Annotated in this window: 17 protein-coding genes; 6 read left to right on the forward strand and 11 right to left on the reverse strand. The window is 67.0% G+C overall.

The window, feature by feature from the left end; all coding sequences use genetic code 11:
• Window positions 1-462 precede the first annotated feature (462 nt).
• From L1F31_RS17665 to L1F31_RS17675, 3 genes are read right to left on the reverse strand one after another with little or no spacing between them, the layout of a single operon-like run.
• On the reverse strand, window positions 463-1,983 hold the full coding sequence (locus tag L1F31_RS17665) for a hypothetical protein (RefSeq protein ID WP_265418526.1): 1,521 nt from the start codon (window positions 1,981-1,983) through the stop codon (window positions 463-465).
• Window positions 1,980-2,783 (reverse strand): hypothetical protein, encoded by an 804-nt coding sequence (locus L1F31_RS17670; RefSeq protein ID WP_265418527.1) that lies wholly within the window; start codon window positions 2,781-2,783, stop codon window positions 1,980-1,982. The genes L1F31_RS17665 and L1F31_RS17670 overlap by 4 nt, the downstream gene beginning before the upstream one ends.
• Window positions 2,780-3,025: a hypothetical protein gene (locus L1F31_RS17675; RefSeq protein WP_265418528.1), complete on the reverse strand. Its 246-nt coding sequence runs from the start codon at window positions 3,023-3,025 to the stop codon at window positions 2,780-2,782. Before L1F31_RS17675 ends, L1F31_RS17670 begins: the two co-directional genes overlap by 4 nt.
• 261 nt (window positions 3,026-3,286) lie before the next feature.
• Here L1F31_RS17675 and purB point away from each other — a divergent pair, with 261 nt between their 5' ends.
• Window positions 3,287-4,720 (forward strand): adenylosuccinate lyase, encoded by a 1,434-nt coding sequence (gene purB / locus L1F31_RS17680; protein WP_265418529.1) that lies wholly within the window; start codon window positions 3,287-3,289, stop codon window positions 4,718-4,720.
• A 155-nt stretch (window positions 4,721-4,875) separates the two neighbouring features.
• On the opposite strand, the gene L1F31_RS17685 is transcribed toward purB, so the two are convergent.
• Together L1F31_RS17685 and L1F31_RS17690 are read right to left on the reverse strand one after the other, a co-directional pair.
• Entirely contained in the window at window positions 4,876-5,676 is an 801-nt protein-coding gene (locus L1F31_RS17685; RefSeq protein WP_265418530.1) for a hypothetical protein, read from the reverse strand.
• 232 nt (window positions 5,677-5,908) lie between these two features.
• Complete coding sequence (locus tag L1F31_RS17690; RefSeq protein WP_265418531.1) at window positions 5,909-7,279, reverse strand: MFS transporter; 1,371 nt, start codon at window positions 7,277-7,279, stop codon at window positions 5,909-5,911.
• 101 nt (window positions 7,280-7,380) lie between these two features.
• On the opposite strand from L1F31_RS17690, the gene L1F31_RS17695 reads away from it, so the two are divergent.
• Window positions 7,381-8,268 carry an alpha/beta hydrolase family protein gene (locus L1F31_RS17695; RefSeq protein WP_265418532.1) on the forward strand — a complete coding sequence of 296 codons (888 nt, stop codon included), beginning with the start codon at window positions 7,381-7,383 and terminating at the stop codon, window positions 8,266-8,268.
• Here the strand turns inward: L1F31_RS17695 and L1F31_RS17700 are convergent.
• Both L1F31_RS17700 and L1F31_RS17705 read right to left on the reverse strand, forming a co-directional pair.
• The gene (locus L1F31_RS17700; protein ID WP_265418533.1) at window positions 8,260-9,666 is read right to left on the reverse strand and encodes a D-arabinono-1,4-lactone oxidase; all 1,407 of its coding nucleotides are present in this window, start codon (window positions 9,664-9,666) and stop codon (window positions 8,260-8,262) included. The two genes, L1F31_RS17695 and L1F31_RS17700, sit on opposite strands and share 9 nt — an antisense overlap.
• Entirely contained in the window at window positions 9,663-10,862 is a 1,200-nt protein-coding gene (locus L1F31_RS17705) for an amino acid deaminase/aldolase (protein WP_265418534.1), read from the reverse strand. The genes L1F31_RS17700 and L1F31_RS17705 overlap by 4 nt, the downstream gene beginning before the upstream one ends.
• A gap of 49 nt (window positions 10,863-10,911) precedes the next feature.
• On the opposite strand from L1F31_RS17705, the gene L1F31_RS17710 reads away from it, so the two are divergent.
• The gene (locus L1F31_RS17710) at window positions 10,912-12,516 is read left to right on the forward strand and encodes a succinic semialdehyde dehydrogenase (RefSeq protein ID WP_265418535.1); all 1,605 of its coding nucleotides are present in this window, start codon (window positions 10,912-10,914) and stop codon (window positions 12,514-12,516) included.
• A gap of 223 nt (window positions 12,517-12,739) precedes the next feature.
• Here the strand turns inward: L1F31_RS17710 and L1F31_RS17715 are convergent, their stop codons facing one another.
• The 4 genes from L1F31_RS17715 to L1F31_RS17730 all read right to left on the reverse strand — a co-directional run bounded on the left by L1F31_RS17715 (window position 12,740) and on the right by L1F31_RS17730 (window position 19,593).
• On the reverse strand, window positions 12,740-14,776 hold the full coding sequence (locus L1F31_RS17715; protein WP_265418536.1) for a penicillin-binding transpeptidase domain-containing protein: 2,037 nt from the start codon (window positions 14,774-14,776) through the stop codon (window positions 12,740-12,742).
• Window positions 14,777-14,978: 202 nt separating this feature from the next.
• A complete protein-coding gene (locus tag L1F31_RS17720; RefSeq protein WP_265418537.1) occupies window positions 14,979-15,713 on the reverse strand; it encodes a response regulator in 735 nt (244 codons plus the stop codon).
• A 135-nt stretch (window positions 15,714-15,848) separates the two neighbouring features.
• The gene (locus tag L1F31_RS17725) at window positions 15,849-17,759 is read right to left on the reverse strand and encodes a sensor histidine kinase (RefSeq protein ID WP_265418538.1); all 1,911 of its coding nucleotides are present in this window, start codon (window positions 17,757-17,759) and stop codon (window positions 15,849-15,851) included.
• 61 nt (window positions 17,760-17,820) lie between these two features.
• A complete protein-coding gene (locus L1F31_RS17730) occupies window positions 17,821-19,593 on the reverse strand; it encodes an MOSC domain-containing protein (RefSeq protein WP_265418539.1) in 1,773 nt (590 codons plus the stop codon).
• Between the two features lie 114 nt (window positions 19,594-19,707).
• Between L1F31_RS17730 and L1F31_RS17735 the strand changes: the two genes are divergently transcribed.
• The 3 genes from L1F31_RS17735 (at window position 19,708) to L1F31_RS17745 (ending at window position 22,630) form a co-directional block, all read left to right on the forward strand.
• Window positions 19,708-20,001: a metal-sensitive transcriptional regulator gene (locus L1F31_RS17735; RefSeq protein ID WP_265418540.1), complete on the forward strand. Its 294-nt coding sequence runs from the start codon at window positions 19,708-19,710 to the stop codon at window positions 19,999-20,001.
• Between the two features lie 143 nt (window positions 20,002-20,144).
• On the forward strand, window positions 20,145-20,357 hold the full coding sequence (locus tag L1F31_RS17740) for a heavy-metal-associated domain-containing protein (protein WP_265418541.1): 213 nt from the start codon (window positions 20,145-20,147) through the stop codon (window positions 20,355-20,357).
• Window positions 20,357-22,630 carry a heavy metal translocating P-type ATPase gene (locus tag L1F31_RS17745; protein ID WP_265418542.1) on the forward strand — a complete coding sequence of 758 codons (2,274 nt, stop codon included), beginning with the start codon at window positions 20,357-20,359 and terminating at the stop codon, window positions 22,628-22,630. The genes L1F31_RS17740 and L1F31_RS17745 overlap by 1 nt, the downstream gene beginning before the upstream one ends.
• Window positions 22,631-22,785 lie beyond the last annotated feature (155 nt).

Consider the following 22,785-nt stretch of genomic DNA (forward strand, 5'->3'; position numbering starts at 1 on the left):
TCGAGGTCCATCTTCACCGGAGGTGACCAGTGGTGGACCGAGTCCGTCGGGCAGGCCCTCGGATGTGAGAACTCGCCCTCGAGTGATCTGATTCACAGGTGATCTAACGATACCGAATCCACTCACTGCTTGCCACTCTCGCCATGCGGTCTGAGTATCAAAAGTGCAGGTCAGGAACAGACTATGGGCAAACTTGGACACATGTGGCTCAGTTCCAAAGGCTGCGACGGACAATTGTCGGTCTCCGCTGAGAAGCTTCATCGTCCGACAAACGCACGTCCGAGCACCGAGGCGGCAAAATTGTCAGGCCCCGTAACCGCAATATCGTCGGCCCTGGGCGGCCCGCGGAGGGCCGCGTAACCGCGATATCGTCGTGCGCCGAGGCGGCCCGTGGACGGGTGCAAGACCCGTGAACGGCCGCGAACCCCGGAGACCGCTGCCAGCTCCGGTGCGCTTGCGGGCTCAGGTGCGCTTGCGCTTGCCCTGGTAGTCGCGGGTCTTCGCGAGATCGCCGGTGAAGAAGCCCGAATTCTTCGCAGTGAAGCGTTCGAGGCCCGGATGCCCCGCACGCAGCAGCAGTCCGATCGAGGCAGCATAGGCCGATGACGAATGCGCGGCACCGGCCGAGGCGAACATCTCATCGAGCTCGGCATCGGTCTTGTTCGCCAGGCCCGGGGCCTTGCGCAGTTCGTCGGGGTCGTAGTCGACGGTGATCGTCGACCAGTTCGCCGACGCCGGGTTCTCCCCACCGTCGAGATCGGGCACCAGATCCTGTTCGTGCTCGATGGAGAGCACGTCGATGCCCGAGTCGATCGGGAAGTCGGAGACCGGGGCGCCCACGGTCATCAGGGCGGTGACGTTGACGTCGTCGAGGAACGCCTGATCCGCGGCCAGGGAGCCTGCGGTGATGCCGCCCTGCGAGTATCCGACGAGCATCACCTCCGCGTCCCGGCCGATGCCGGCATCGGCGATGGCCTGCCGCACCATTTCGCGCATCACCGTGTCGTTGCCGGCCATGCCCTGCACGTTCGTCGTCAGGTCGGTCGTGTTGTCGCCGGACTTCGGTGACCAGTCGGTGGTCGCGGGGACGTAGACGATGTAGCGGGTGGTTCCGTCGGGGCCGACGATCTCTTCGATGCGCACCTGCCCGGAGTCCGCACCGCGGTGGCAGTTCGCCTCTCGGATATAGAGGTCTTCGACGTCCCGAGGCGGTTCTGTATGCGGCGGGGTCAGCCCCTTCGCCTTCCACACCTCGACGTCGGAGGGCAGCAGCAGGCCGAACCGGTTGGCACCGGCGAGCACCCAGACTGTCATCGACTGCGAATCGTGCGGCCAGAAGGCGTGACCGACCGGTGAGTCCAACATCCCCGGCGGCAGGCCCATGAACCCGACGACGATGCCGGGCAGCACATGTTCGATGAGTGCCCCGGACACATCGGAGTTCTCGAACACGAGCGTGATCAGGGCTTCTTTCGCCTGCGCCTTGGTCTTGCCGAGGTCGATGCCGAAGTGTTTGACGATGAGGTCATCGAGTCCGGTGGCGTCGAGGATCTTCGTCACCGCGATGACCTGACCGCCGATGACGAGGGTGACCGGGATGAGGACGGGCAGGCTCATCGCGATCGCCCGTCCGGTGGCCCAGCCGAGTGCGTCGAGGAGTCCCCCGAAGACTTCGCTGATGCCCTTCTCCGCTTGCCGGTAGGCGAATGCGGCGGTTCGCACGCCGAGCAGCGTGGCCTCGAGTTCGATGAGCACGACGGCCAGCTGACGGTGGAATCGGGCTCGGCAGGCGTCGAGGTTGAGTGCAGTGATCGGGGCGGGCACCTGGGTGAGCAGGGTCGCCAGATCGAAATCGGCGATGCTCGCCTCCATGCTCAGCTCGCCGATGTCGCTCATCACGGTCTGCAGCGCGTCTCCGCTGCCGTCGGCGCGTTCGTCGACGGTGATGCGTCCACCGCCGCGGGTGGTTGAGTCGACCGTCACCGGATCCCCATCGTCAGCGTGCGGGTGAGCACCGCGCTCAGCAGCTTCCGCACCGCCGTCTCCCCTGCTTCGACGTCGGCATCGACGGTGACACGGTCCCCTCGGCGCTCAAGGACCGGGCGGTACCAGGTCCCGCCTCGGCGGTGGAGGAATTCCATCCCGGCGGCCCCTCCTCGCGCCGCCCAGCTGAGGGTGAGCACGCAGTCGTGTTCGACGAGTTCGGCAAGGTCTTCGACGACGCGTCCGACCTGCCCCGGGCCGATCCGTCGCAGAAGCTGATGCCCGGCGAAGTCCTCGAAGCCCTCGCCCCGCAGGGCCGCCACGCCGTGGCCTCTGCCTGCCCCGAGGCAGACAGCGAGGTGCACGGTTTCGATGCCCGAGGACAGGACGACGGTGATGCGGGTGCTCGTCTCGTGAAGCTCCGAAGCGAATCCGCGCACCCAGGCCGTGAGCACGTCGAGTTCCCGTCTCGTCCCGGCGGATTCTTCGTCTCCCCCACCCGCCGAGGCGGGACCCTTGTTGACGTCCCCCGCCGAGGTGGCGCCTGAGTCGGGGTTCCCCGCCGAGGTGGTGCCCCGGTTCGACTGCTCAGCCGTGGTGGCGACTGCGCCACCCGCCTCCCCCGACGTGGCAGCCGAGCCGGGGTTCCCATCCTCGGTGACTGTCGCGGTTGTGCCGTTCCGCTGCGGCAGCAGCTCGGGCGGCCACAGTCGACGCAGCCGCTCAGGCAGCCGCAGGATGCGGTCGTGGTCGACGAGGATCCACCGTTCGACGGTGTCCGCGGCGCAGTCAGCATTCACAGTTGGATCCGTCCTCCCGCCGAGACGACCTGCAAGTGCAGGTCGTAGGCTTCGGCGAGGCTGTCCGCACGCTCGGCGAGCTTGTCGATCGACTCCGCACTCGACGTCACCCGGTCGGCGAGCAGGTGCCCGGCAGGGGAATCCCAGCTGTCGATCTGACGACAGCACTGTGCCACCGACCGCAGCAGGTCCGCTCGCTGCCGCCACTGGTCGCGATTGCGCGCCAACTCGTCCGTGATCACCTGCGTCTCCTCCCACCGCTCGGATCGGTCCTCGTCCCCGATCTCTTCGACCGTAGAAGGCTCCGGGCAGGCCGAGGAAGTCCCGATCTTCGGCCTGGGGAAGGGCCACGGCCGTCCACAGGCCGCAGGTGTCGCAGTCACCGTCTGATCCACAGGCCACCGCGTCCGAGTCCTCTGCGCACCGCGCATTCGCCGGACTGGTTGGTCGGTCGGGAACGGACGAGTTCCGCCTCGTGTGGCCGCTCATGAGAAAATGAGGGTATGCCGACTGTTTCCCTTGCCGAAATCTCGCCCGCCATCGCGCTCGGACCGCTTGATGGTCGCTACCGCAAAGACACCGCTGACCTCGTCGATCACCTCTCCGAGGCGGCGCTCAACCGCAACCGCATCACCGTTGAGATCGAATGGTTCATCCATCTCGCACAGAACTCCGTGATCGAGGGTGTGCGACGCCTGAGCGCCGAGGAAGTCGACGGACTGCGCGCCTTCGCCGCCGACTTCGACGCCGAGACCATCGCGACGCTGGCCGCCCACGAAGCCGTCACCGTCCACGACGTCAAGGCAGTCGAATACACAATCAAAGAGGCCCTAGTGAAGATCGGCGCCGAGGATCTCGGCGAACTCGTCCACTTCTGCTGCACCTCCGAGGACATCAACAACCTCTCCTGGGCCCTCGGGATCAAGGGCGCCACCGAGCAGGTGTGGCTGCCCCGCGCCAAGGCGCTCATCGACGCTCTCGCCGATTCCGCCTCGGCGCTGGCCGATTCGCCGATGCTTGCGCACACCCACGGACAGCCGGCGACTCCGACGACGATGGGCAAGGAGCTCGCTGTCTTCATCCACCGGCTGCGTCGTCAGTACGAACGCATCGCCGGCACCGAGTTCCTCGGCAAGATCAACGGGGCCACCGGCACGTATTCGGCACACCTGGCCGCCGTGCCCGGCGCGGACTGGCCGCAGATCGCTCAGACCTTCGTCGAAGACCGCCTCGGCCTGAGCTTCAACGCTCTGACCACCCAGATCGAATCGCACGACTGGGATGCCGAGCTCTTCGCCGATATCGCGCGCTTCAACCGCATCGCACACAATCTGGCCACCGATATGTGGACCTACATCTCGATGAACTACTTCAAGCAGATCCCTGTCGCAGGCGCGACCGGGTCATCGACGATGCCGCACAAGGTCAACCCGATCCGGTTCGAGAACGCCGAGGCGAACCTCGAGCTCTCGTGCGCCCTGCTCGATTCGCTCGCATCCACCCTGGTCACTTCCCGGATGCAGCGCGACCTCACCGACTCGACCTCGCAGCGCAACATCGGCGTCGCCTTCGGCCATTCGGTGCTGGCGCTGAACAACCTGGTCAAGGGACTCGGTGCTCTGGCCATCAATGAGGAGGCCCTGGCAGCCGACCTCGATGCGAACTGGGAGGTCCTCGGTGAGGCAATCCAGTCGGTCATGCGCGCCGCCGGGCTGCAGGGCGTGCCGGGGATGGAGAACCCGTACGAAACGCTCAAGGAGCTCACCCGCGGCAAGCGCATCAACCAGGCCGACCTGCAGGAGTTCGTCGACGGGCTCGGGCTGCCCGAGGACCGGGCGGAACTGCTCAAGGCGCTGACTCCCGCAACGTACATCGGTGTGGCCGCTCAGCTCGCCGAGTCCGAGGTCTCCGACTGGAAAGCTTTCAGCGAAGCCTGATCCGCCGCTGTCAAACGTTTCGAGGCCGGTCTCCGAATTGGAGACCGGCCTCGAAGCGTCTATCGGTGACCCGATGGAAGTCACCTTATGGAAGTCACTTGACGGGCGTCACTCGTCGCAACTGACCGCGCCCGTCGGGAATCAGGCGCAGTGACTCAGGCGGAGGGGATGTCGAAGGTCGTGGTGAACTCCGGAACCTTCTCGTCGGTTCCCATCACCTTGCCGGCGCCGCGTTCGTACCGGATCGTGTAGCCGTCCTGCTTCTTGTTGGGAACGTAGGCGAGCCAGCCCTGGTGGGTTTCACCCTCGCGGCGAGTGACATCTTCGAAGGGTTCGTAGCCGGCCGCTCGCATCTCTGCCTCGATGCCGTCCGTCTGGTCGTACCGGTACTCGGAGCCCCCATCCTCGGAGATCTTGAAGGCTCCTGACTGGATGAGTCCGCTGTACTTCTGCCCCGGGGTGACCTTGACTTCGAGAAGGACGACCTCGCCGCCGAGCTCGATGGATGTGGCCTTCTTCGACGAGTTGAAGTTCCGCACGGCCGAGAGCACCTCGATCTTGTCCTGCATCTCCGGATCTTCGAAGCTCTCACCGATGCTGACCTCGGCCTGGCTGCCCGACGACTGACCTGAATCCGAGCCGCTCGAACCGTTGTCCGAGGTGTTCGTCCCGGTGTCCGAACCGACGGTTCCGCCGTCCGTGCCGGTCGATGTGCCTTCGGCCGAGGAGGAGGATCCCGAATCCGAGGTGTCCCCGCCCGCATCCGAGTCCTGGGAGGCTTCGTTCTCTCCGTTCGGCTGCTGGCCTTCCGTCTGCTGGCCGTCGGCTCCGGCCTGCTCGCCGGAAGTGCCGTCTTGGTCCGGCACCACTTGGCTGATGAGCGAGCAGCCTGAGAAGGCGAGGGTGCAGCTGAGCAGGGCGGCAGCGGTGAAAGCGGCGCGTTTCGTGCGTTTCATGATGACTCCTTGATCGGTCTCTCGCACCCGGGAACAGGTCACCCGACTGCGTGTTCTGAAACCAACCTATGAGCTGGGCGCGCTCGAGATGTGCGCCGCGTGTGTCAGAACGGCAACGTCTGTCACCGATCCGCCGCAGCACCCGATCCGGCGTCCCTCGGATACCGCCGCCGGTACACCGACGGACCGCCACGTCCATGCAGCACCCGATCCGGCGTCCCCGGCCACGCCCTCAGGCGGGGACGAGATGCTTGTCCGCGTCCACCTCGGCGAGGGTCTTGTGCCCCATGCTGCGGGCGAGGATGAGCGTCGGGACTCCGGCGACGATGATGACGACGGTGGCGTAGATCGCCGGCGCCAGGGTGATGCCGGTGCCGGACATGAGCGCCGTGGCGATGAGCGGCGAGAGTCCGCCGAAGAGGACGGTCGCGACGTTGTAGCCGATCGCCATGCCGGAGAAGCGGCTGGTGCCGGTGAACTGCTCGGGCACCATGGCGGCGGCGACGGCCGACCAGCCTGCAGCGGGGATGGCGAGGAATGCGGAGCCTGCGACCGCGATGCCCGCGGACTGATTGGACAGCAGCACGTACGCGGGAATCGTCGTGAAGACGAAGACGATCATGAGCGCGGCCAAGGCCGGTTTCCGCCCGAACTTGTCCGAGGCCAATCCGAAGAACGGGGTGACGACGATGGCGACGACGGCTGCGACGGTGCCCAGGGCCAGGGATCCGGAGTTCGGGACCTTCGCGACCTCTTCGATGTAGGTCGGCACGTAGGTGATGTTGAGGAAGTAGCTGACCGATCCGATCGAGGAGATGAGGAAGGCGACGAGGATCGCTCGCGGCTGCTCGAGGATCGCGGTGATGAGCGGGGAGCGTCTGAGAGCGACGTCCTTCTTCTCCTTCTCCGCGTGCTGCAGCCGTTTGAAGGTCTCGGTCTCCTCCATCATCGACCGCAGCGGCACCATGAGGATGGCGAGCAGCGCGCCGAGGACGAACAGCAGCCGCCAGCCCCAGGAGTCCATCGCTTCGGGGCTGAGCGTATTCGCCAGCAGCGCACCGGAGCCGACGGCCAGAAGCGCACCGACCTCGCTGTTGGCCGCCGCCCAGCTCGCGGCGAGTCCCCGCTTGCCCGGTCTCGCCGATTCCATGAGGAAGACCATGATGCCGGTGTACTCGGCACCAACGGAGAACCCGGACAGGCAGCGCAGGGTGACCATGAGCACGCCCGCCCAGATGCCGATCGTCTCGTAGTTCGGGATCACCGCGATCCCGAGCATCGAGATCGCCATGAGGACCGCGGAGATGATGAGCGTGGACCGACGTCCGATCCGATCACCGAGGTGGCCGAAGACCATCGCACCCAAGGGTCGGAAAAGGAATCCTGCCGCACCGACCCCGAGTGTCAGCAGCAGTGAGTCCGTCTGATCGCCGAAGAACTCCTTGGTCAGGGTCGTGGCGACATAGAAGAAGATCGAGAAGTCGTACCATTCGACCACGGTGCCGAACGCGGCGACGAACATCGACCTGCGCCGGCCTCTCTCACGCTCTCGGCTGGAAGCCTGGACAGGTGTTCCGGGATGGTTCCGATCCGACTCGGTCATGGCCCGAGCGTACCAGCACACCCGGACTCACCGAGGAGGTCCGACCCACCGTTATTACTGACCAGTAGCATTCTCCGGTTCGACTCATTACGCTGAAACCTATGGACACGCTCACGCCACAGACCCTGCGCATTCCCGTGCCGAGCCGATACGGCTCCAGCGAGCTCGACGGACACCTCTTCCACCCCGAGGACACTGCCCGTGCGGTGCTGACGATCCACCCGGCCACCGCGACTCCCGAACGCTTCTACTTCTTCTTCGCCGAGGCGGCCGCCGCCAGAGGGTTCGCCGTGGTCACCTATGGCTTCCGCGGAGTCGGTGACAGAGCGACGGCCCGCGCTCATCGGCACATCCGCATGCGCGATTGGATCTCCGAAGACGTCGCGGCCGCGGGCGCCTGGGCCGAGACGACCTTCCCCGACCTGCCGCAGGTGGCGCTGGGCCACAGCGTCGGCGGGCACGCTCTGCTCTTAGGATACGGCGGTGAACGGCTGAGCGGAATCGTCACAGTCGCCTCGGCGATGGTCGCAGCCCGCAAGATCGCACCCCGCAGCGAGCGCTTCCGGGTGGAGGTCGGCCTCGGGGTCTTCGGCAGGGCGGCGACTCGGGTGTTGGGCTATATGCCCGGCAGCCGCGTGGGCCTCGGCGAGGATCTGCCCGCCGCCGCTCTCTATGAGTGGACGAGCTGGCTGCGCCGTCCTCACTTCTTCTTCGACGACCCGAGCTTCAGCGCCGAGGCGCACATCTCCCGCCTGCGCACCCCGGTCCTCGCCGTCGGCACCTCCGACGACCCCTGGGCGACAGATGCCTTCATCGATGCGCTCACCGACCGCCTGCGCCTGGCACCGCTGACCCGACGGACCTTCACCCCGGACGAGCTCGGAGTCAGGACCATCGGTCATCACGGCCTCTTGCGCCGGTCCGTCGCCGAGGCGGCCTGGCCGGACATCGTCGACTGGCTCGACACGGCCGCCGGCGTCTCAGACTGAGCGCCCGCGGACCCCGAAGAGCGAGTCGGTGAAGCGGTTGCCGAACATCGCCTCCGGGTCGAGGCGAGCGCGCAGCTCGCAGAAGTCGTCGAATCGCGGATAGAGTCCGGCCAGGTCAGCTGATGTGCGGGTGTGGATCTTCCCCCAGTGCGGGCGTCCCCCGTGGCGGCACAGGATCTGCTCGACGACGCGGAAGTACTCGGCGAAGTCCTCTTTGATGAACCGGTGGACGGCGATGTACATCGTTTCCCTGCCCGTCGCCGTCGACAGCGGAACATCATCGGCGGCCGCGCACCGGACCTCGAGGGGGAAGGAGATCACCCACCCCTTGGCCTCGATCACCTCGCGGATCTCCCGGATCGCCGCGGCGCCGGCGGCGAAGGGAAGCGCGTACTCCATCTCGTTGAATCGCACCCTGCGCGGGGTGACGAACACGTCGTAGCCCGGCGCCCGGTACATCCGATCCGAGACGACGGACTGCGCGAGGCGGTTGATCGACGGCACCATTCCCGGCACCTTGGCCCCGACTTCGACAGCCACGCGCAGCGCCCCGTTCTCCACGACTTCCTTGTCCAGGAGGGTCAGCCATCGGTTGCGCACCCCCGCCTCGGCGAGGCGGCCCGGGCCTGCCTGCCCCGGATCGACGCGGGTGTTCGTCTTCGTCAGCACTTTTTCGGTGTGCGGGAACCAATAGAACTCGAAATGATCGGCCGCCCGCATCCGCTCCTCGAGCCCGTCGAGGAGCTCGTCGAATCCGGCCACCTTCTCCTCGGCGATGAGGTCGAAGGCGGGCACGCACTGGAGCTCGACTTCGGTGATGACGCCGAGCACGCCGAGGCTGACCCGCGCGAGGTCGAAGGTCTCCGGTTCGGTCGTCGCGGACAGGTTCCGCACCTGCCCATCGGGGCCCATGAGGGTCAGCCCGGTGACGGTGCCCGCGAACCCGGTGAAGCCGAGGCCGGTGCCGTGGGTGCTCGTCGAGATCGCCCCGGCCAGCGACTGTGGGTTGACGTCGCCCTGATTCGTCAGGGCCAGACCGTAGGGTTCGAGCAGGGCCGGAATGTCGCGTAACCGGGTGCCCGCGTGGAAGCGCACCCGCTGACCAGCTTCGTCGACGGCGACGATCCCGGACAGTGCGTCGAGGTTGACCATGACGTCATCGCCTGCGGCGACCGGCGTGAAGGAGTGCCCGGCCCCGACGATGCGCAGCCGGTCCCCGTCCGCGGCGGCGCGGGTGACGATTTCCGACAGATCCTCCGCCGAGGCGGGACTGGCGAAGGTGTGCGGATGTGCGTGGACGTGCCCGGACCAGTTCCGAAACGCCTGTCGGTTCGATCCACCGACCTGCCCGGTCCGTCCGACCCGACGCGCCCGTCCGATCCCATTCCTCGCGCTCACAGCACCAGCCCTTCTCCCCGATAGGTCGGCCATGTCCCGACGATGTCTGCGCCTCGGACGACGAGGAACTCGTTGAAGTGTTCGGCGAGCTCACCGGCCTTGGCATGGCGGAACCAGACGAGGTCACCGATGCTCAGCCCCTCGGTGCCCGGTCCGGTCAGCGGAGTCTGCACCTCGCCGGGACCCTCGAGTCCCGAATATTCGAGCCCCGGGGGCCAGGCGATCGTAGGCAGACGGTCGGGACCGGGCACGCCCGAGGCGATGAACCCGCCCTTGAACACCGTCACCCAGCCCGGTGCGGGTCGGCGCACGACCGGAGTGACGAAGTAGGCGGCGGGCAGGTGCCGGAAATGCGTGTACCCGTCGAAGAGTCCCGGAGAGAACAGTCCGGACCCGGCGGCGAGTTCGGTCAGTGTGCCCTCGGCGGCGCTGGACTCGAAGGAGCCGGTGCCCCCGCCGTTGACGAATTCGAGATCGGCAACCTCGCGCACGGCGGCGATGACGGCGGCCCTGCGTTCGGCGAGCTCGGCGATCGAAGCCTTCTGCATGAGCCGCACGACGGCCTGCCTGGCCGACCGCCCGGCGTCGGCGGTGCCCGCGATCTGACCCTCGTAGAACATCAGTCCGACGAGATCGAAGCCGGGCCGAGCCGCGACCTGCCGCGCCAAGGCGACCGCGGAGTCCTCATCGCGGATCGGCGAGCGTCTCGCCCCGATATGGATCCGGTCGCCCAACCAGGCCTCGACCGCGCGGAAGGAGGAGTCGACGTCGATGCACACGCGCACGGGGGTATCGGCCGCCTCGGCGAGCGATGTGCGCACGGAATCGATGACGTCGAGGTGGGCCACGGAATCGATCATCAGGGTGATGTTTGACAGCGCCCCCGCCTCGGCGAACATCCGGGTCAGGGCGCCGCGATCGAGGCTCGGATAGCCGATGAGGATATCGCGGACGCCGCGGGCGTGGAGGTGGAGGGCCTCGGGGACGGAGTAGGACAGCACCCCGGAGTATGCGGGATGGTCAAGCGCCCGATCGATCGCCGCGGGCACCCGCAGGGACTTCGTGGCGACGCGGATCGGCAGCCCGCGGGCGCGACTCGCCAGTGCGTCGAGGTTCGCATCGAAGGCCTCGAGATCGACCACCGCGGTGGGTGCACCGGTTCCATTCAGCGCACGACGCAGATGACTCGAAACCATATTCGGTAGTGTATCCGCTGATGACCTGCGTCACACGAGAGGGAACCCGATGAGATCCGAAACCGTCAACCGGGCAGCCGCCGACTCTGCGTCGAGCGTTGCCGCATCCGCCCATGTCACTGCGGCTCTGCGAGATTTCCTCGACACCGACCCGTACTCCGATGCCTCGGGTTCGGGTGAACGGGTGCGCGGCGTCGAGCCGTTCACCGGCACAGAGGTCGACCGGTTCGCCAGCAACACCCCCGCCGATGTCGAGGCCGCCTACCGGACCGCCCGCATCGCCGCCTCGGCGTGGGCGGCCCAGTCCGTCGAACATCGGGCGAAGGTGCTTACGCGTCTGCATGCTTCGCTGCGCCGCCATGAGTCTCTGCTCCTCGACATCGTCCAGTACGAGACCGGCAAGGCCCGCATCCACGCCTATGACGAGGTCCTCGACACATTCAATGTGCTGCGCCACTACGGGGTGATGGCCGCGAAATATCTGCGACCGACTCGCCGGCGCGGAGCGATTCCCGGCCTCACCCGCACCGAGGTGACCCGCACCCCGTTGGGCGTGATCGGGTTCATCACACCGTGGAACTATCCGCTGACCTTGGGTGCGACCGATCTGTTCGCGGCCCTGACCGCCGGCAACGCAGTCGTCCACAAACCCGATTCGTCGACGACCCTGACCGCGATCTTCATGCGGCGCCTGGCCATCGCCGCCGGCCTGCCGCCCGAGGTCTGGCAGCTCGTGCCCGGCCCCTCCTCCGAGGTCGGTCCCGCCCTCATTGCCGAAGCCGACGGGGTGTCGTTCACCGGGTCGACAGCCGCGGGACGGTCGATCGCCGCCGAGACGGGGCATCGCCTGCTGCCGACCGCACTCGAGCTCGGAGGCAAGAACCCCATGGTCGTGCTCTCCGACGCTGACCTGCCGAAGGCGGTCGAGGGTGCGGTGCGCGGCTCGTTCTCCTCCGCCGGGCAGCTGTGCATCTCGATCGAGCGCATCTACGTCCACGAAGACCTCTATCCCGTCTTCTGCGCCCATTTCGCCGAGGCGGCCCGTGCCCTCGAGCTGAGTGCCGAGTTCGCGTACGGGCCCGGTATGGGATCCCTGGGCGGGCCGAAGCAGTTCGAACGGGTCAGCGCCCACGTCGAACAGGCGCGCAGCGTCGGTGCCACGGTCATCGCCGGCGGTCACCCTGTGCCCGAACTCGGACCCCACTTCTACGCCCCGACCGTGCTCACCGATGTACCCGCCTCCGCCGAGCTGCACCGCGAGGAGACCTTCGGACCCGTCGTCTCCGTCTACCCGGTGGCCTCCGACGCCGAGGCGGTCGCCGCGGCCAATGACAGCGAATACGGACTCGCCGCAGCCGTGTACTCCCGCTCCCACGGACGTGAGTACGCTCGTCGGATCGAGGCAGGAATGATCAACGTCAACGAGGTCTATCCGGCCAGCTGGGGGTCCATCGACGCCCCGGCCGGCGGGGTCAAGGCTTCGGGACTGGGCCACCGCCACGGAGCCGAGGGCCTCCACCAGTTCACGCACACGCACACGATCGCCGAACAGCGGCTGCACCCGATCGCTCCCGCCGGACAACTGGATCAGGCGAAGTTTGCGAACGCCATGACCGGTGCGCTGTCAGTGATGCGCGCCCTGCGGATGAAGTAGGCGCTGCTGTCGTCGCGGGCCGGAGCCGTCTTCTCGGCCGAATATAGGTCGCAATCGGACATTTCTGACGCCGAGAAATATCCGATAGTGACCTGAATTTCGGGCCGAGTATCCGTTTGCGACCTAGGTTTCGGCCTGAGTATCCGATTGCGACCTATTCTCGAGCCAGGGCCGCCTCGGTGAGGCTCTGTTGGCGATCGTCAGTTGATGGTGCGGGCGATCTTCAGTTGATGCGGTCGAAGAATTCGTGCGCGACGGGCACGGCCGCCTCGGCGCCGAATCCGCCGTCCTCGACGAGCACTGCCACGGCCAGATCTCCCTGGAACCCGGCGAACCACGAATGGGTGCGCGGCGGAGACTCGTCACCGTATTCGGCGGTGCCGGTCTTGCCGTGCACGGGATCGCCGGGAACGTCCTTAAGCGCGGTTGCGGTGCCGTCGGTGACGACGTCGCGCATCATGTCCGAGATCTGCTTCGCCGCATCCTCGTCGAGGGCCGGTGCGTCACTCGACCCGCTGCCGGCGTTCTTGTCGTCAGCATTCTTCCCACCGGCGTCCTTACTGCCGCCGGTATCCTTGCCTCCATCCGCGCCTCTGGCGTCCTTGCCGCCACCCGCATCACCAGCCTCGCCGATCTCGGCATCGTCGAGGGCATCGCCGAGGATGAGCTGCGGGGTCACGGTCTCCCCCGCCTTCACCGAGGCGGCCATCGTCGCCACCGACAGCGGGCTGGCCTGCACCTTGCCCTGACCGATCATCTGAGCGGCGTGCGTGACCTCATCCTCGTCGGCCGGCACCGAGGCGGTCTTCGCTCCGATGCCCAACGTCCCATCCGTCATGCCCAGCTGCTCAGCCGCGGCGGTCAGGTCATCGCCTGTGACCCTGTCAGCGGAGGAAACGAAGGCGGTATTGCACGAGTGGGCGAAGTCATCGGCGAAGCTGACGTCACCGAGCACCTCATCCTCGGCATTCTTGAACTTCTTCCCGCCGACCGTCACGGTCTTGGGACAATCGATCGTGTCCTCCGGCTTCACCCCGGATTCGAGGAGCGCCAAGCCTGAGGCGATCTTGAACACCGAGCCGGGAGCATATTGACCCCTCAGCGCCCGGTCCCAGGCGGCACCCTCGGGGTCGTGGTTGGCTGCGGCCAGGACGTGACCGTCGCTCGGGCGGATGACGACGACGGCGGTCGGCTTCTTCGCGGTCGCAGCCGCCTTGTCCGCGGCATCCTGGATCGTCACATCGAGGGTGGTCTCGAGGTCCTCACCGTCCTTCTGGGCGAACGCGTGCAGGCTTGTCAGCGTCGTCTTCCCGCCCTTGTCATCGGCCGCGTCCCCTTTCGCGAAGACTTCGACGCTGCCCGGACCGCTGAGTCGGGAGTTGAACGTCTTCTGCAGACCCGTGCGGCCGACGACGTCTCCGGCGATGACCCTGCCTTCGGACTTCTCGATGTCATCGGCGCTGGCCTGACCGGCAGAACCGAGGGTCGCCTGCGCGAATCCGCGGGACCGCGTGAGCGTCTGAGTGTCCTCGGTGAAAAGGACTCCCGGAAAGTCGTGGATCGCATCTCTGACGTGTCGGTAGTCGTCTTCGCGCAGAGTCACGACGGGAACGAGTTGGTTCCCTTCCGCCGCGTCGACGTCGTCCTCGAGCGCGCCGGCGTCGAGGTTGAGAGAGTCGACTCCTGTGTTGAGCTCGTCGACGAGGGTGTCGAGGGTGTCAGGCTCCAGGCGATTCGGGTGGACGCCGATGTCGACGACCTTCCCTTCCTCCATGAGCACCTCGCCGTCGGCGCCGAGGATGTTCCCTCGCTTCCCCGGGTTCGCGCGCAGTGCGAAGCTGCCGCCCTTGCCGAGCTTCGGGTGAATGGCCCTCTCCGTGAGGTTCGCCCACCAGAAGAGTCCGTTCTTCTCCAGCGGCAGTTGGGAGGTGTACCTCCAGGACTCACCGTCGAGGTTCGCCCAGGTCCAGTCGAGTTCGGCCACGGTCTGCCCGTCGGACTCGGTGATGTCAGCGACCCTGACCGAACGCAGGTCGACCCGTTTGCCCAGGGACTTCGTGACTCGGTCCAACAGTCCTTGGGCGAGGTCCTTCTCATGCCAGATGTCCGAGGACAGCTGCTCCTCAGCGAGGTCGTCGGCGGCAGCCTCAGCGGCAGTGGACTTGAGCATCGGGAGTCGGAAGATCGCGAAGGCGCCGGCACCGGCCAGAAGAACGACGACCAGGGCAATGGCCAACCAGACCTGCGACTTCTTCGACATGGGACCATCTTCTACCGGGGTGCCCGCGATGTCCATCGCCGATCAGCGGCCGCGAAATCGGCCCCATGCGCATGTGCTGGTCGATCCAAAGCGTTTACACCGCAGAACGCCGTGGATTGACCAGCAGATCTCCGGCGAACGATACCTATCCGATCAGCCGGGGCGGGACCGAGCGGCTGAGGCAGAGCCCGCCCGCCGCGCCTCAGTTCGCGTCGGCGACGACGGTGTATTCGAGGACCGGGCGGCCGGCAGCTCCGTAGCGGGGACGGCGTTCGAGCATGCCCGCGTCGGCCATGGATTCGAGGTAGCGGCGAGCGGTCACACGTGAGACTCCGAGACCTTCGGCCAGTTCAGCCGCGGACTGTCCCGGGTTGTCACCCAACAGGGACTTCACTTCGTCCTGCACCGCGTCGGGCACGCCCTTCGCGGTCGCGGCCACAGTGTGGGTGCGCAGGGCCGAGATCGCCTTGTCGACCTCGGTCTGGGTGACCTCGCCTTCGTTCGCATCCCCGCCGAGGCGGTTGCGGAAGGAGGAGTACGCCTCGAGTTTGGATTTGAAGACGGGGAACGTGAAGGGCTTGATGATGTACTGCGCGACCCCGTAGGACAGCGCCTCCTGCACGATCTGCATGTCCCTGGCCGCGGTGACGGCGATGATGTCCACGTCGACACGTTGGCCGCGGATGGCCCGGCAGACCTGGAGTCCGTGGCCGTCGGGGAGATTCATATCGAGGAGCACGAGGTGGATGCCCGCAGGGTCGAGGCCGTAGATCTGACCGGTCAGAGCGGCCATCGCCTGGGTGGCGTTCTTCGCCACTCCCGCGACGTGATAGCCGTCGAGGCGGTCGATGTACTTCGCGTGAGCACGGGCGGCGACCACCTCGTCCTCGACGACAAGCACACCGATGCTCGCTTCTGGCGCAGTTGTGTCAGGCATGCTGTCAGTCTAACCAACACCGGTTGACAGCAGGACCGATTGTGTTGCAGTCCAGTCACATCCCGGTTCCTTGATGGACACGGGCTCGGATTCATCCCCGGTCGGCGGTGTTCTCCGATGGACACGACCCCGGTCTCACCCTCGTTCGGAGCTGTTCCCCGAAGTCGGCGCCGCACCTGACCCCGAACCGCCCCCGGCACCGCGGCTGTCCGGCAGCCACACAGTGAGCACGGCCCCCTTGAACCTGTCGCAGTCCTCACCGCGACCCTGCACGTCCACGGCTCCGCCGAGGCGGCGGATCGCCTGCACGACCAAGGAGAGTCCGACCCCGCGGGTGCCCGTCTGCTGCCGCCCCTGCCCCTGGTCGATCTCCACGCCGTCGTGCTTCGTGGACCATCCGCGCTCGAAGATCGCGTCGACGTATTCCTCGTCGATGCCGGGACCGTCGTCGCTGACCTCGATCGTGAACCCGCCGGGTCCTCCCGAACCGGAGAGTTCGACGTGGACCCTCTTGTCCTCGGGGAGCACATCCTGCCTGCTCAGCGCGTCGAAGGCGTTGTCGACGAGGTTGCCGAGGATCGTCGCGAGATCCCTGTCGTCCCCGCCGAGGTTGCCCGTGAGGTCCGCGGTGTCCACCGTCATCTCGATGCCCACCTCGGCGGCTTGGGCGATCTTCGACAGCAGGAGGGCAGACAGAACGGGATGGTCGAAGGTCATCGACCCGTCCCCGTTGACGCGGTTGAGATCGTCGAGGTCCTTCGCCGCGAAGTCGATGGCCTCATCGACGTGGCCGGTCTCGAGCAGAGACACGACCATGTGCAGCCGGTTCGCGTATTCGTGGGTCTGTGCGCGCAGGGAGTCGGAGAAGGACCGCACGGAGACGAGTTCGCCGGAGAGTTCGGCCAGCTCAGTGTGGTCGCGCATGGTCACGACCCAGGTGTCGCTGGCCGCCTCGGTGGGCTGCTGATTGACCACGAGCACCCGCTCGTCCGTGTAGTGGATCTCGTCCCTGGCCCACCGTCCTGAGGCGAGCAGGTCGTGCAGCGCCTCGGGCAGGTCGAGGGCGCCGAGCGGCATCTCCTCCGCCGAGGTTGGGGCCGGATCCGCATCGTCCTCGTCCGCCGGCAGACCGAGCAGCTCCCGGGCTTCGGCGTTGATGAGCACGATCCCCTGTGAGCGGTCCACCAGCAGCAGCCCTTCGGAGACCGCGGTGAGCACGGAGGAGTAGAAGTCGAGCATGCTGCGCAGCTCGTCGGCACCGTAGTCGCCGGTCACCCGTCGCAGTCCTCGTGACGTCACCCACGACGAGCCGATGCCGAGGAGCAGGGTGAGCACGGCGATGCCGATGAGCCATTTGCCCTGGGCGAGGAAGCCTTCGCGGACCGAGTCGGCCGAGCTGCCGACGATCACGGCTCCGACCACGGTGTCGGAGGCGACTGCGTCGGCGCCGAGATGTTCGGCGTAGACCGGGGTGACGACATACATGGTGCCGTCTCCGGGTCCGCCGTCGTCGATGAAGCGCACACTCGTCCGCCCGTCCTGCAGGGCCTGACCGTCGACCGCCTGGGCCAGCTGATCGATCGAATCCTCGGGGATCCTGCCCGAGTTCGCTTCGGCGATCTTGTCCCCGAGGACCTGCTGCCTCCCGGGTGAGCCCAGCGTCGGCGGGGTGAGGAGGTAGTCGATGGGTGCGACGGCGGCGATGTCGAACCCGTATTGGCTGATGACGTTGTGCAGCATCGTCTCGACATCGTCGCGGGACTCGTCGTCGAGGAAGTCATCGCTGCCGGCCTCACCGGAACCCACGAGCCCGAGCGAGAGCGACATATTGTCCGCAGCCGAACTCAGCAGGTCCTGTTCCCGCTTCGTATTCAGCTGCGAGAGCTGGAGGTAGAGCAGACTCGTCGTGAGCACCATGATGCCCACGAGCATGATCGAGTTCGCGAACATGATCCGCCCGGCCGCGGAAAGGCGGACCCACCGGCTCAGGCGACGCACCGGTCCGGTGGAGGCCGTCGACAGCACGGACCGCTTCTTTCTGGGCATGGAAACCATTGTGCCACCCGCCCCGAGGATCGGGTCGGTCCGAATTCGGGCCCAGAGATGCTCAGAGATGGAGGCTGATCGGTCCCGCCGGAACCGCAGAGCACACGAGCACCTCGTCCGCGTCGACCCGGGCCGCCGGTTCGATCGGGTAGTGCACGGATCCGGCGGTCAGGGACACCGCGCAGGTTCCGCACGACCCGCCGCGGCAGGAGCTCGGAGACCGGAGTCCGCGCGCTTCCAAGGATTCGAGCAGGGTGCCCTCCTGCGGTTGCCACATGAAGCTCGTTCCGGAGTTCTCCAGAGTCACCTCGGCGGGCGTGCAGGCGGCGATGGCCTCGCTCATGCCGGTGTTCGGGGAGGCGAAGGTCTCCTGATGGACGGCGGGGACCCCTGCTTCATCGCTGGCGGCGAGCACCGCGGCGGTGAAGTCGCGAGGTCCGCAGACCATGACGTTGTCGCAGCCGGCCACCCAGTCGACGAGCTCCCGGTGGCTCGGCCGCCCGCCGGTCGCGGTATCGCGGTGATGGGCGTCGACGGGGACCCGGCCTCCGGCGGCGCGGTCCTGGAGACGATTCCACAGGCACGCGGTGCGGTGGTCGCGGTCGACGTGGAAGAGTCTGATCCGGTCGGTGCCCGGCAGCTCGCTCAGTCCCTCACCGCGGAGCAGTCCGAGGCTCGGGGTGATGCCGATTCCGGCTGTGATCAGTGCCGTCGTCCCACCGAAGACGCGGGAGGCGGTCATGGTTCCGTGCGGACCGGAGGTGAGGATGCGCTCCCCCTCCTCGAGTGCGGCCACGGCCAGCGACCCCTTGCCCTGGGTGCGCACGGCGATGCGCACGATATCCTCGTCGACGTCGGTGATCGTGTACGTCCGCCAGAACGGCGCACCGAGCTCGAGGTGGACGCGCAGGTTCATGCCCGGTTCGTCGAATTCGCGGATCCACCCGAGATCGTCGCGCAGTGCCACCTCGACGATGTCATTGCAGATCTGCTGCCGGCCGACCACGGTCATGAAACGCGGGGTCCGGGCGACCTTGACCAGCTCGCGCGGGGCCTGGCCCTCGATGGTGATCTCGTCGCCGACCGTGACGTCTCCGGTTTCGAGGATCTCGCCGTAGATCCCGCAGTGCAGATGTCCGCAAGCGGAGTTGAGCACGCGTGGGACGTTGACGTCGACGGCCTTCGTCTCGGGGTTGACCGTCGTCGCCGGGCACCGTTCGATCGAGGACCGGATCGCCAGGCGCACCCCGCCGAGGCGGATGATCGACCCGATGAGCGCGAACTCCTCGAACGGGGCGAGGCCCTCGACCAGGACGTTGCCGCGGAAACGCAGCGGATCGAGTTCATCCCTGACAGTGCCGAGGGCCGCACGCCCCTCCTCGGTGGCGGAGATCGCCGCGACCGTGGCCGGGTTGATGATCGAGATCCCCGAACGCCGCGAGTCGAACATTCCCTGGTCCGCGACCGCCAAGGCTCGTACATGTGTACCCTGAGGGGGTATATTCTCGGACAGGAACCTCGCCGAGGCGGCTCTGCCGTCCGCATCATCCGTGGCGAAGGTCGTCGACTCCCCCGTGGGCGTCGTCAGCGTCACGGTCGCGGATTCCTCGGCGACATCGACGCCCACGCGCCATTTCTGCAGTTCGGTGTCGTTCTTGAGCACCGTGAAGGCGGAATAGGAATGCCAGGCGTCAGTGGGGACGTCGAGGCTGCCGTTGGTGAACGCGGCGACGCGGTCACCGCGGATTCCGCGCCCCTTGACCACGTGAGCCTCGGTGAGCTCTTCGGCAGGGAACCCCTTGACGGGGAAACGGAACAGACGGGCAGCACGCATACCTCCGATTGTAGGAGCCTGAGCACGACCGTGACTCGGGATGAGAGCAAACGCACAGCCGCCTCGGCGGGGGACCCTGTTGATTTATACCCCATAGGGGTATATGGTGTGACCATGACTGAGCACCATGGATACACCCCGCAGAAGGACGCTCTCGCGCGGAGGATGAAGCGGATCGAAGGACAGGTCCGCGGCATCGGGAAGATGATCGATGACGACAAGTACTGCATCGACATCCTCACCCAGATCTCCGCCGCGACAGCCGCACTGCATGCGGTCTCCATCAACCTCCTCGAAGAGCACATCGCTCACTGCGTGGTCGACGCCGCCGCAACCGGCGACGACGAAGCCGCGCGGAAGAAGGTCGAGGAGGCATCAGCCGCCATCTCCCGACTCATCAAGAGCTGAACTCATGAAGAGCTGAGCCTGCACTTCACAGGCTCGTTCGGCTCTCGACGGGCCGTGTCGATCGGCCGCGTCCGCCCGGCTTCCGGGCCGACGACGCCTGCGACCCGGCATCGGGAAACTCACCACGCTGATAGGAGAACACGATGACCACCACGACCATCACCGTCACGGGAATGACCTGCGGACACTGCGAGGCCGCCGTCAAGGAAGAGCTCGGCGCGCTCGAGGGTGTCACGGATGTCGCCGTCGATCTCAACGCCGGGGGCGACTCCCCGGTCACGATCACCTCGGCGGATGCCCTCGACGATGCGGCGATCCGCGCCGCAGTCGATGAGGCCGGCTACGAGGTGAAGTGATGTCACGCGAGGTCGAACTCGACATCACGGGGATGACCTGCGCGTCCTGTTCGGCTCGGATCGAGAAGAAGCTCACCCGCCTCGACGGGGTCACCGCGGAGGTCAACCTGCCGCTGGAGACCGCGCACGTGGTCATCGACTCCGAACTCAGCGATGACGACATCACCGCAGCCGTCGAGAAGGCCGGCTACTGTGCCACGGTGCGCGATCCCGCCGGTTCGGGCAGCGGGTCGGACCCGGAGATCGTCGACTACGACCCCAGGCACCTGCGACCGAGATTCATCGGCTCGCTCATCCTGGCCGTGCCGATCGTGGCGATCTCCATGGTCATGAGCTGGCACTTCACCGGCTGGCAGTGGGTGGCGGCGATCCTCGCCCTGCCCGTCGTCACCTGGGGTGCGTGGCCGTTCCACTCGGCGGCGTACAAGGCCGCCCGCGGCGGGTCGACGACGATGGACACCCTCGTCAGCGTCGGCATCACCGTCGCCAGCCTGTACTCCTACGTCACGCTCGGACGGGCCGTGGTCGACGGGCACGGCTGGGCCGTGCCCGAGGATTACCACGTGTGGTTCGAGGCGGCCGCCGCGATCACCGTATTCCTGCTCATCGGCAAGCTCACCGAGGATCGCGCGAAGTCCCGTGCCACTGCGGCGCTCAAGGCCCTGCTCGACCTCGGCGCGAAGTCCGCGACAGTGCTGCGCGCTGGCCCGGACGGATCCCGCACCGAGGTGCAGGTGCCCATCGATGAGCTGACCGTCGGAGACGTGTTCCTCGTGCGTCCCGGCGAGAAGATCGCCACCGACGGTGAGGTGCTGACCGGGCACTCGGCGATCGACGAAGCGATGCTCACCGGCGAATCCGTCCCTGTCGAGGTCACTCCCGGCGACCCGGTCACCGGAGCCACGATCAACGTCTCGGGCGCCCTCGAGGTGCGGGCCACTCGCGTCGGCGCGGATACGACGCTGGCGGCCATGGCCGACCTCGTCAGCCGTGCACAGACCGGAAAGCCTGCCGTCCAGCGTCTGGCGGATCGGATCTCGGCGGTGTTCGTGCCGATCGTCTTCGGCATTGCCGTGCTCACGCTGCTCATCTGGGGGCTGTCCACCGGCGATTGGGCCGCGGGTCTGCATGCCGGTCTCACGGTCCTCATCATCGCCTGCCCCTGTGCGCTGGGCCTGGCCACGCCGACAGCGTTGGCCGTGTCGTCCGGCCGCGGATCGCAGCTGGGCATCCTCGTCTCCGGCCCCGAGGCGCTCGAGTCGACGCGTTCGATCGACACGGTCGTCCTCGACAAGACCGGCACTCTGACCACGGGTGTGATGAGCCTGGCCGGCACCGACCTGTCGCCGGCAGACTTCGCGATCCTGGCACGTTTGGAATCGCGCAGCGAGCATCCGATCGCCCGCGCCATCGTCGATGCCTCACCCGGCATCGTCAATACCGGTTCGGCCGGATCGGTCTCGACGGAGGCTGACTCGACTGAATCGGTCGACGGTCCGGCGGGAGCCGCCTCGGCGAGGTCGGTCGAAACCTCGGCCGACGCACCGGTCACGGATTTCGAGAACATTCCCGGCGGCGGCCTGCGGGCCATGATCGACGGCTCGGATGTTCTCGCCGGTCGCCCGGACCTGCTGCGCGAGCGCGGAATCTCAGTGGACTACCCGGCCGATTCGGTTCCGCGCGGGGCCACGCTCGTGGCGCTTGCGGTCGACGGCGAGTTCCGGGGACTGAGCTTCGTCTCCGACGAGGCCAAGCCTTCGGCGGCCGAGGCCATCGCCGAGCTGCACTCGCTCGGCCTCGACACCGTGCTGCTCACCGGTGACAACGAGCAGGCGGCCCACGTGGTCGCCGAGGCGCTCGGGATCACCGAGGTGCGCGCCGACGTCCGCCCCGAAGGCAAGGTCTCCGTGGTCACCGAGCTCCAGGAGCAGGGTCGGGCCGTGGCGATGGTCGGCGACGGAGTCAACGACGCCGCCGCTCTGGCCGGAGCCGATCTGGGCATCGCGATGGGTTCGGGCACGGATGCCGCCATGGCCGCCTCGGACATCACCATGGTGAAGTCCGATCCGCGCCAGATCCCGCAGGCCATCCGGCTCTCGCGCAGAACTCTGGGGCTCATCAAGGGCAACCTGTTCTGGGCATTCGCCTACAACACTGCGGCGATCCCGATCGCGGCCTTCGGACTGCTCAACCCGATGATCGCAGGGGCCGCAATGGCGTTCTCATCGGTGTTCGTCGTCCTCAACAGCCTCCGCCTCCTCCGGTTCAGGTAAGTCCGGGCGCGGCTGGGCGGTCGTTCATGTAGGCCGGGGCCCGGTCGCGTGCCCGAGCGCCCGACCCGTGCGCCCGAGGCGGACCATCAGACACCGGCAGCTCCATAACCTCCTGTTGCAACGAGAGGTTATGGAGCTGCCGGTGTCTGATGCGT

Origin of the sequence: Brevibacterium spongiae, from assembly GCF_026168515.1 — a bacterium.
Classification (GTDB): domain Bacteria; phylum Actinomycetota; class Actinomycetes; order Actinomycetales; family Brevibacteriaceae; genus Brevibacterium; species Brevibacterium spongiae.

Bases quoted from the DNA above. Each gene is read 5' to 3' on its own strand.
- L1F31_RS17720 (WP_265418537.1), bottom strand. From the start codon at position 15,713: ATGCCTGACACAACTGCGCCAGAAGCGAGCATCGGTGTGCTTGTCGTC.
- L1F31_RS17690 (WP_265418531.1), bottom strand. From the start codon at position 7,279: ATGACCGAGTCGGATCGGAACCATCCCGGAACACCTGTCCAGGCTTCC.
- L1F31_RS17685 (WP_265418530.1), bottom strand. From the start codon at position 5,676: ATGAAACGCACGAAACGCGCCGCTTTCACCGCTGCCGCCCTGCTCAGC.
- purB (WP_265418529.1), top strand. From the start codon at position 3,287: ATGCCGACTGTTTCCCTTGCCGAAATCTCGCCCGCCATCGCGCTCGGA.
- L1F31_RS17725 (WP_265418538.1), bottom strand. From the start codon at position 17,759: ATGCCCAGAAAGAAGCGGTCCGTGCTGTCGACGGCCTCCACCGGACCG.
- L1F31_RS17710 (WP_265418535.1), top strand. From the start codon at position 10,912: ATGAGATCCGAAACCGTCAACCGGGCAGCCGCCGACTCTGCGTCGAGC.
- L1F31_RS17695 (WP_265418532.1), top strand. From the start codon at position 7,381: ATGGACACGCTCACGCCACAGACCCTGCGCATTCCCGTGCCGAGCCGA.
- L1F31_RS17745 (WP_265418542.1), top strand. From the start codon at position 20,357: ATGTCACGCGAGGTCGAACTCGACATCACGGGGATGACCTGCGCGTCC.
- L1F31_RS17740 (WP_265418541.1), top strand. From the start codon at position 20,145: ATGACCACCACGACCATCACCGTCACGGGAATGACCTGCGGACACTGC.
- L1F31_RS17735 (WP_265418540.1), top strand. From the start codon at position 19,708: ATGACTGAGCACCATGGATACACCCCGCAGAAGGACGCTCTCGCGCGG.
- L1F31_RS17730 (WP_265418539.1), bottom strand. From the start codon at position 19,593: ATGCGTGCTGCCCGTCTGTTCCGTTTCCCCGTCAAGGGGTTCCCTGCC.
- L1F31_RS17705 (WP_265418534.1), bottom strand. From the start codon at position 10,862: ATGGTTTCGAGTCATCTGCGTCGTGCGCTGAATGGAACCGGTGCACCC.
- L1F31_RS17715 (WP_265418536.1), bottom strand. From the start codon at position 14,776: ATGTCGAAGAAGTCGCAGGTCTGGTTGGCCATTGCCCTGGTCGTCGTT.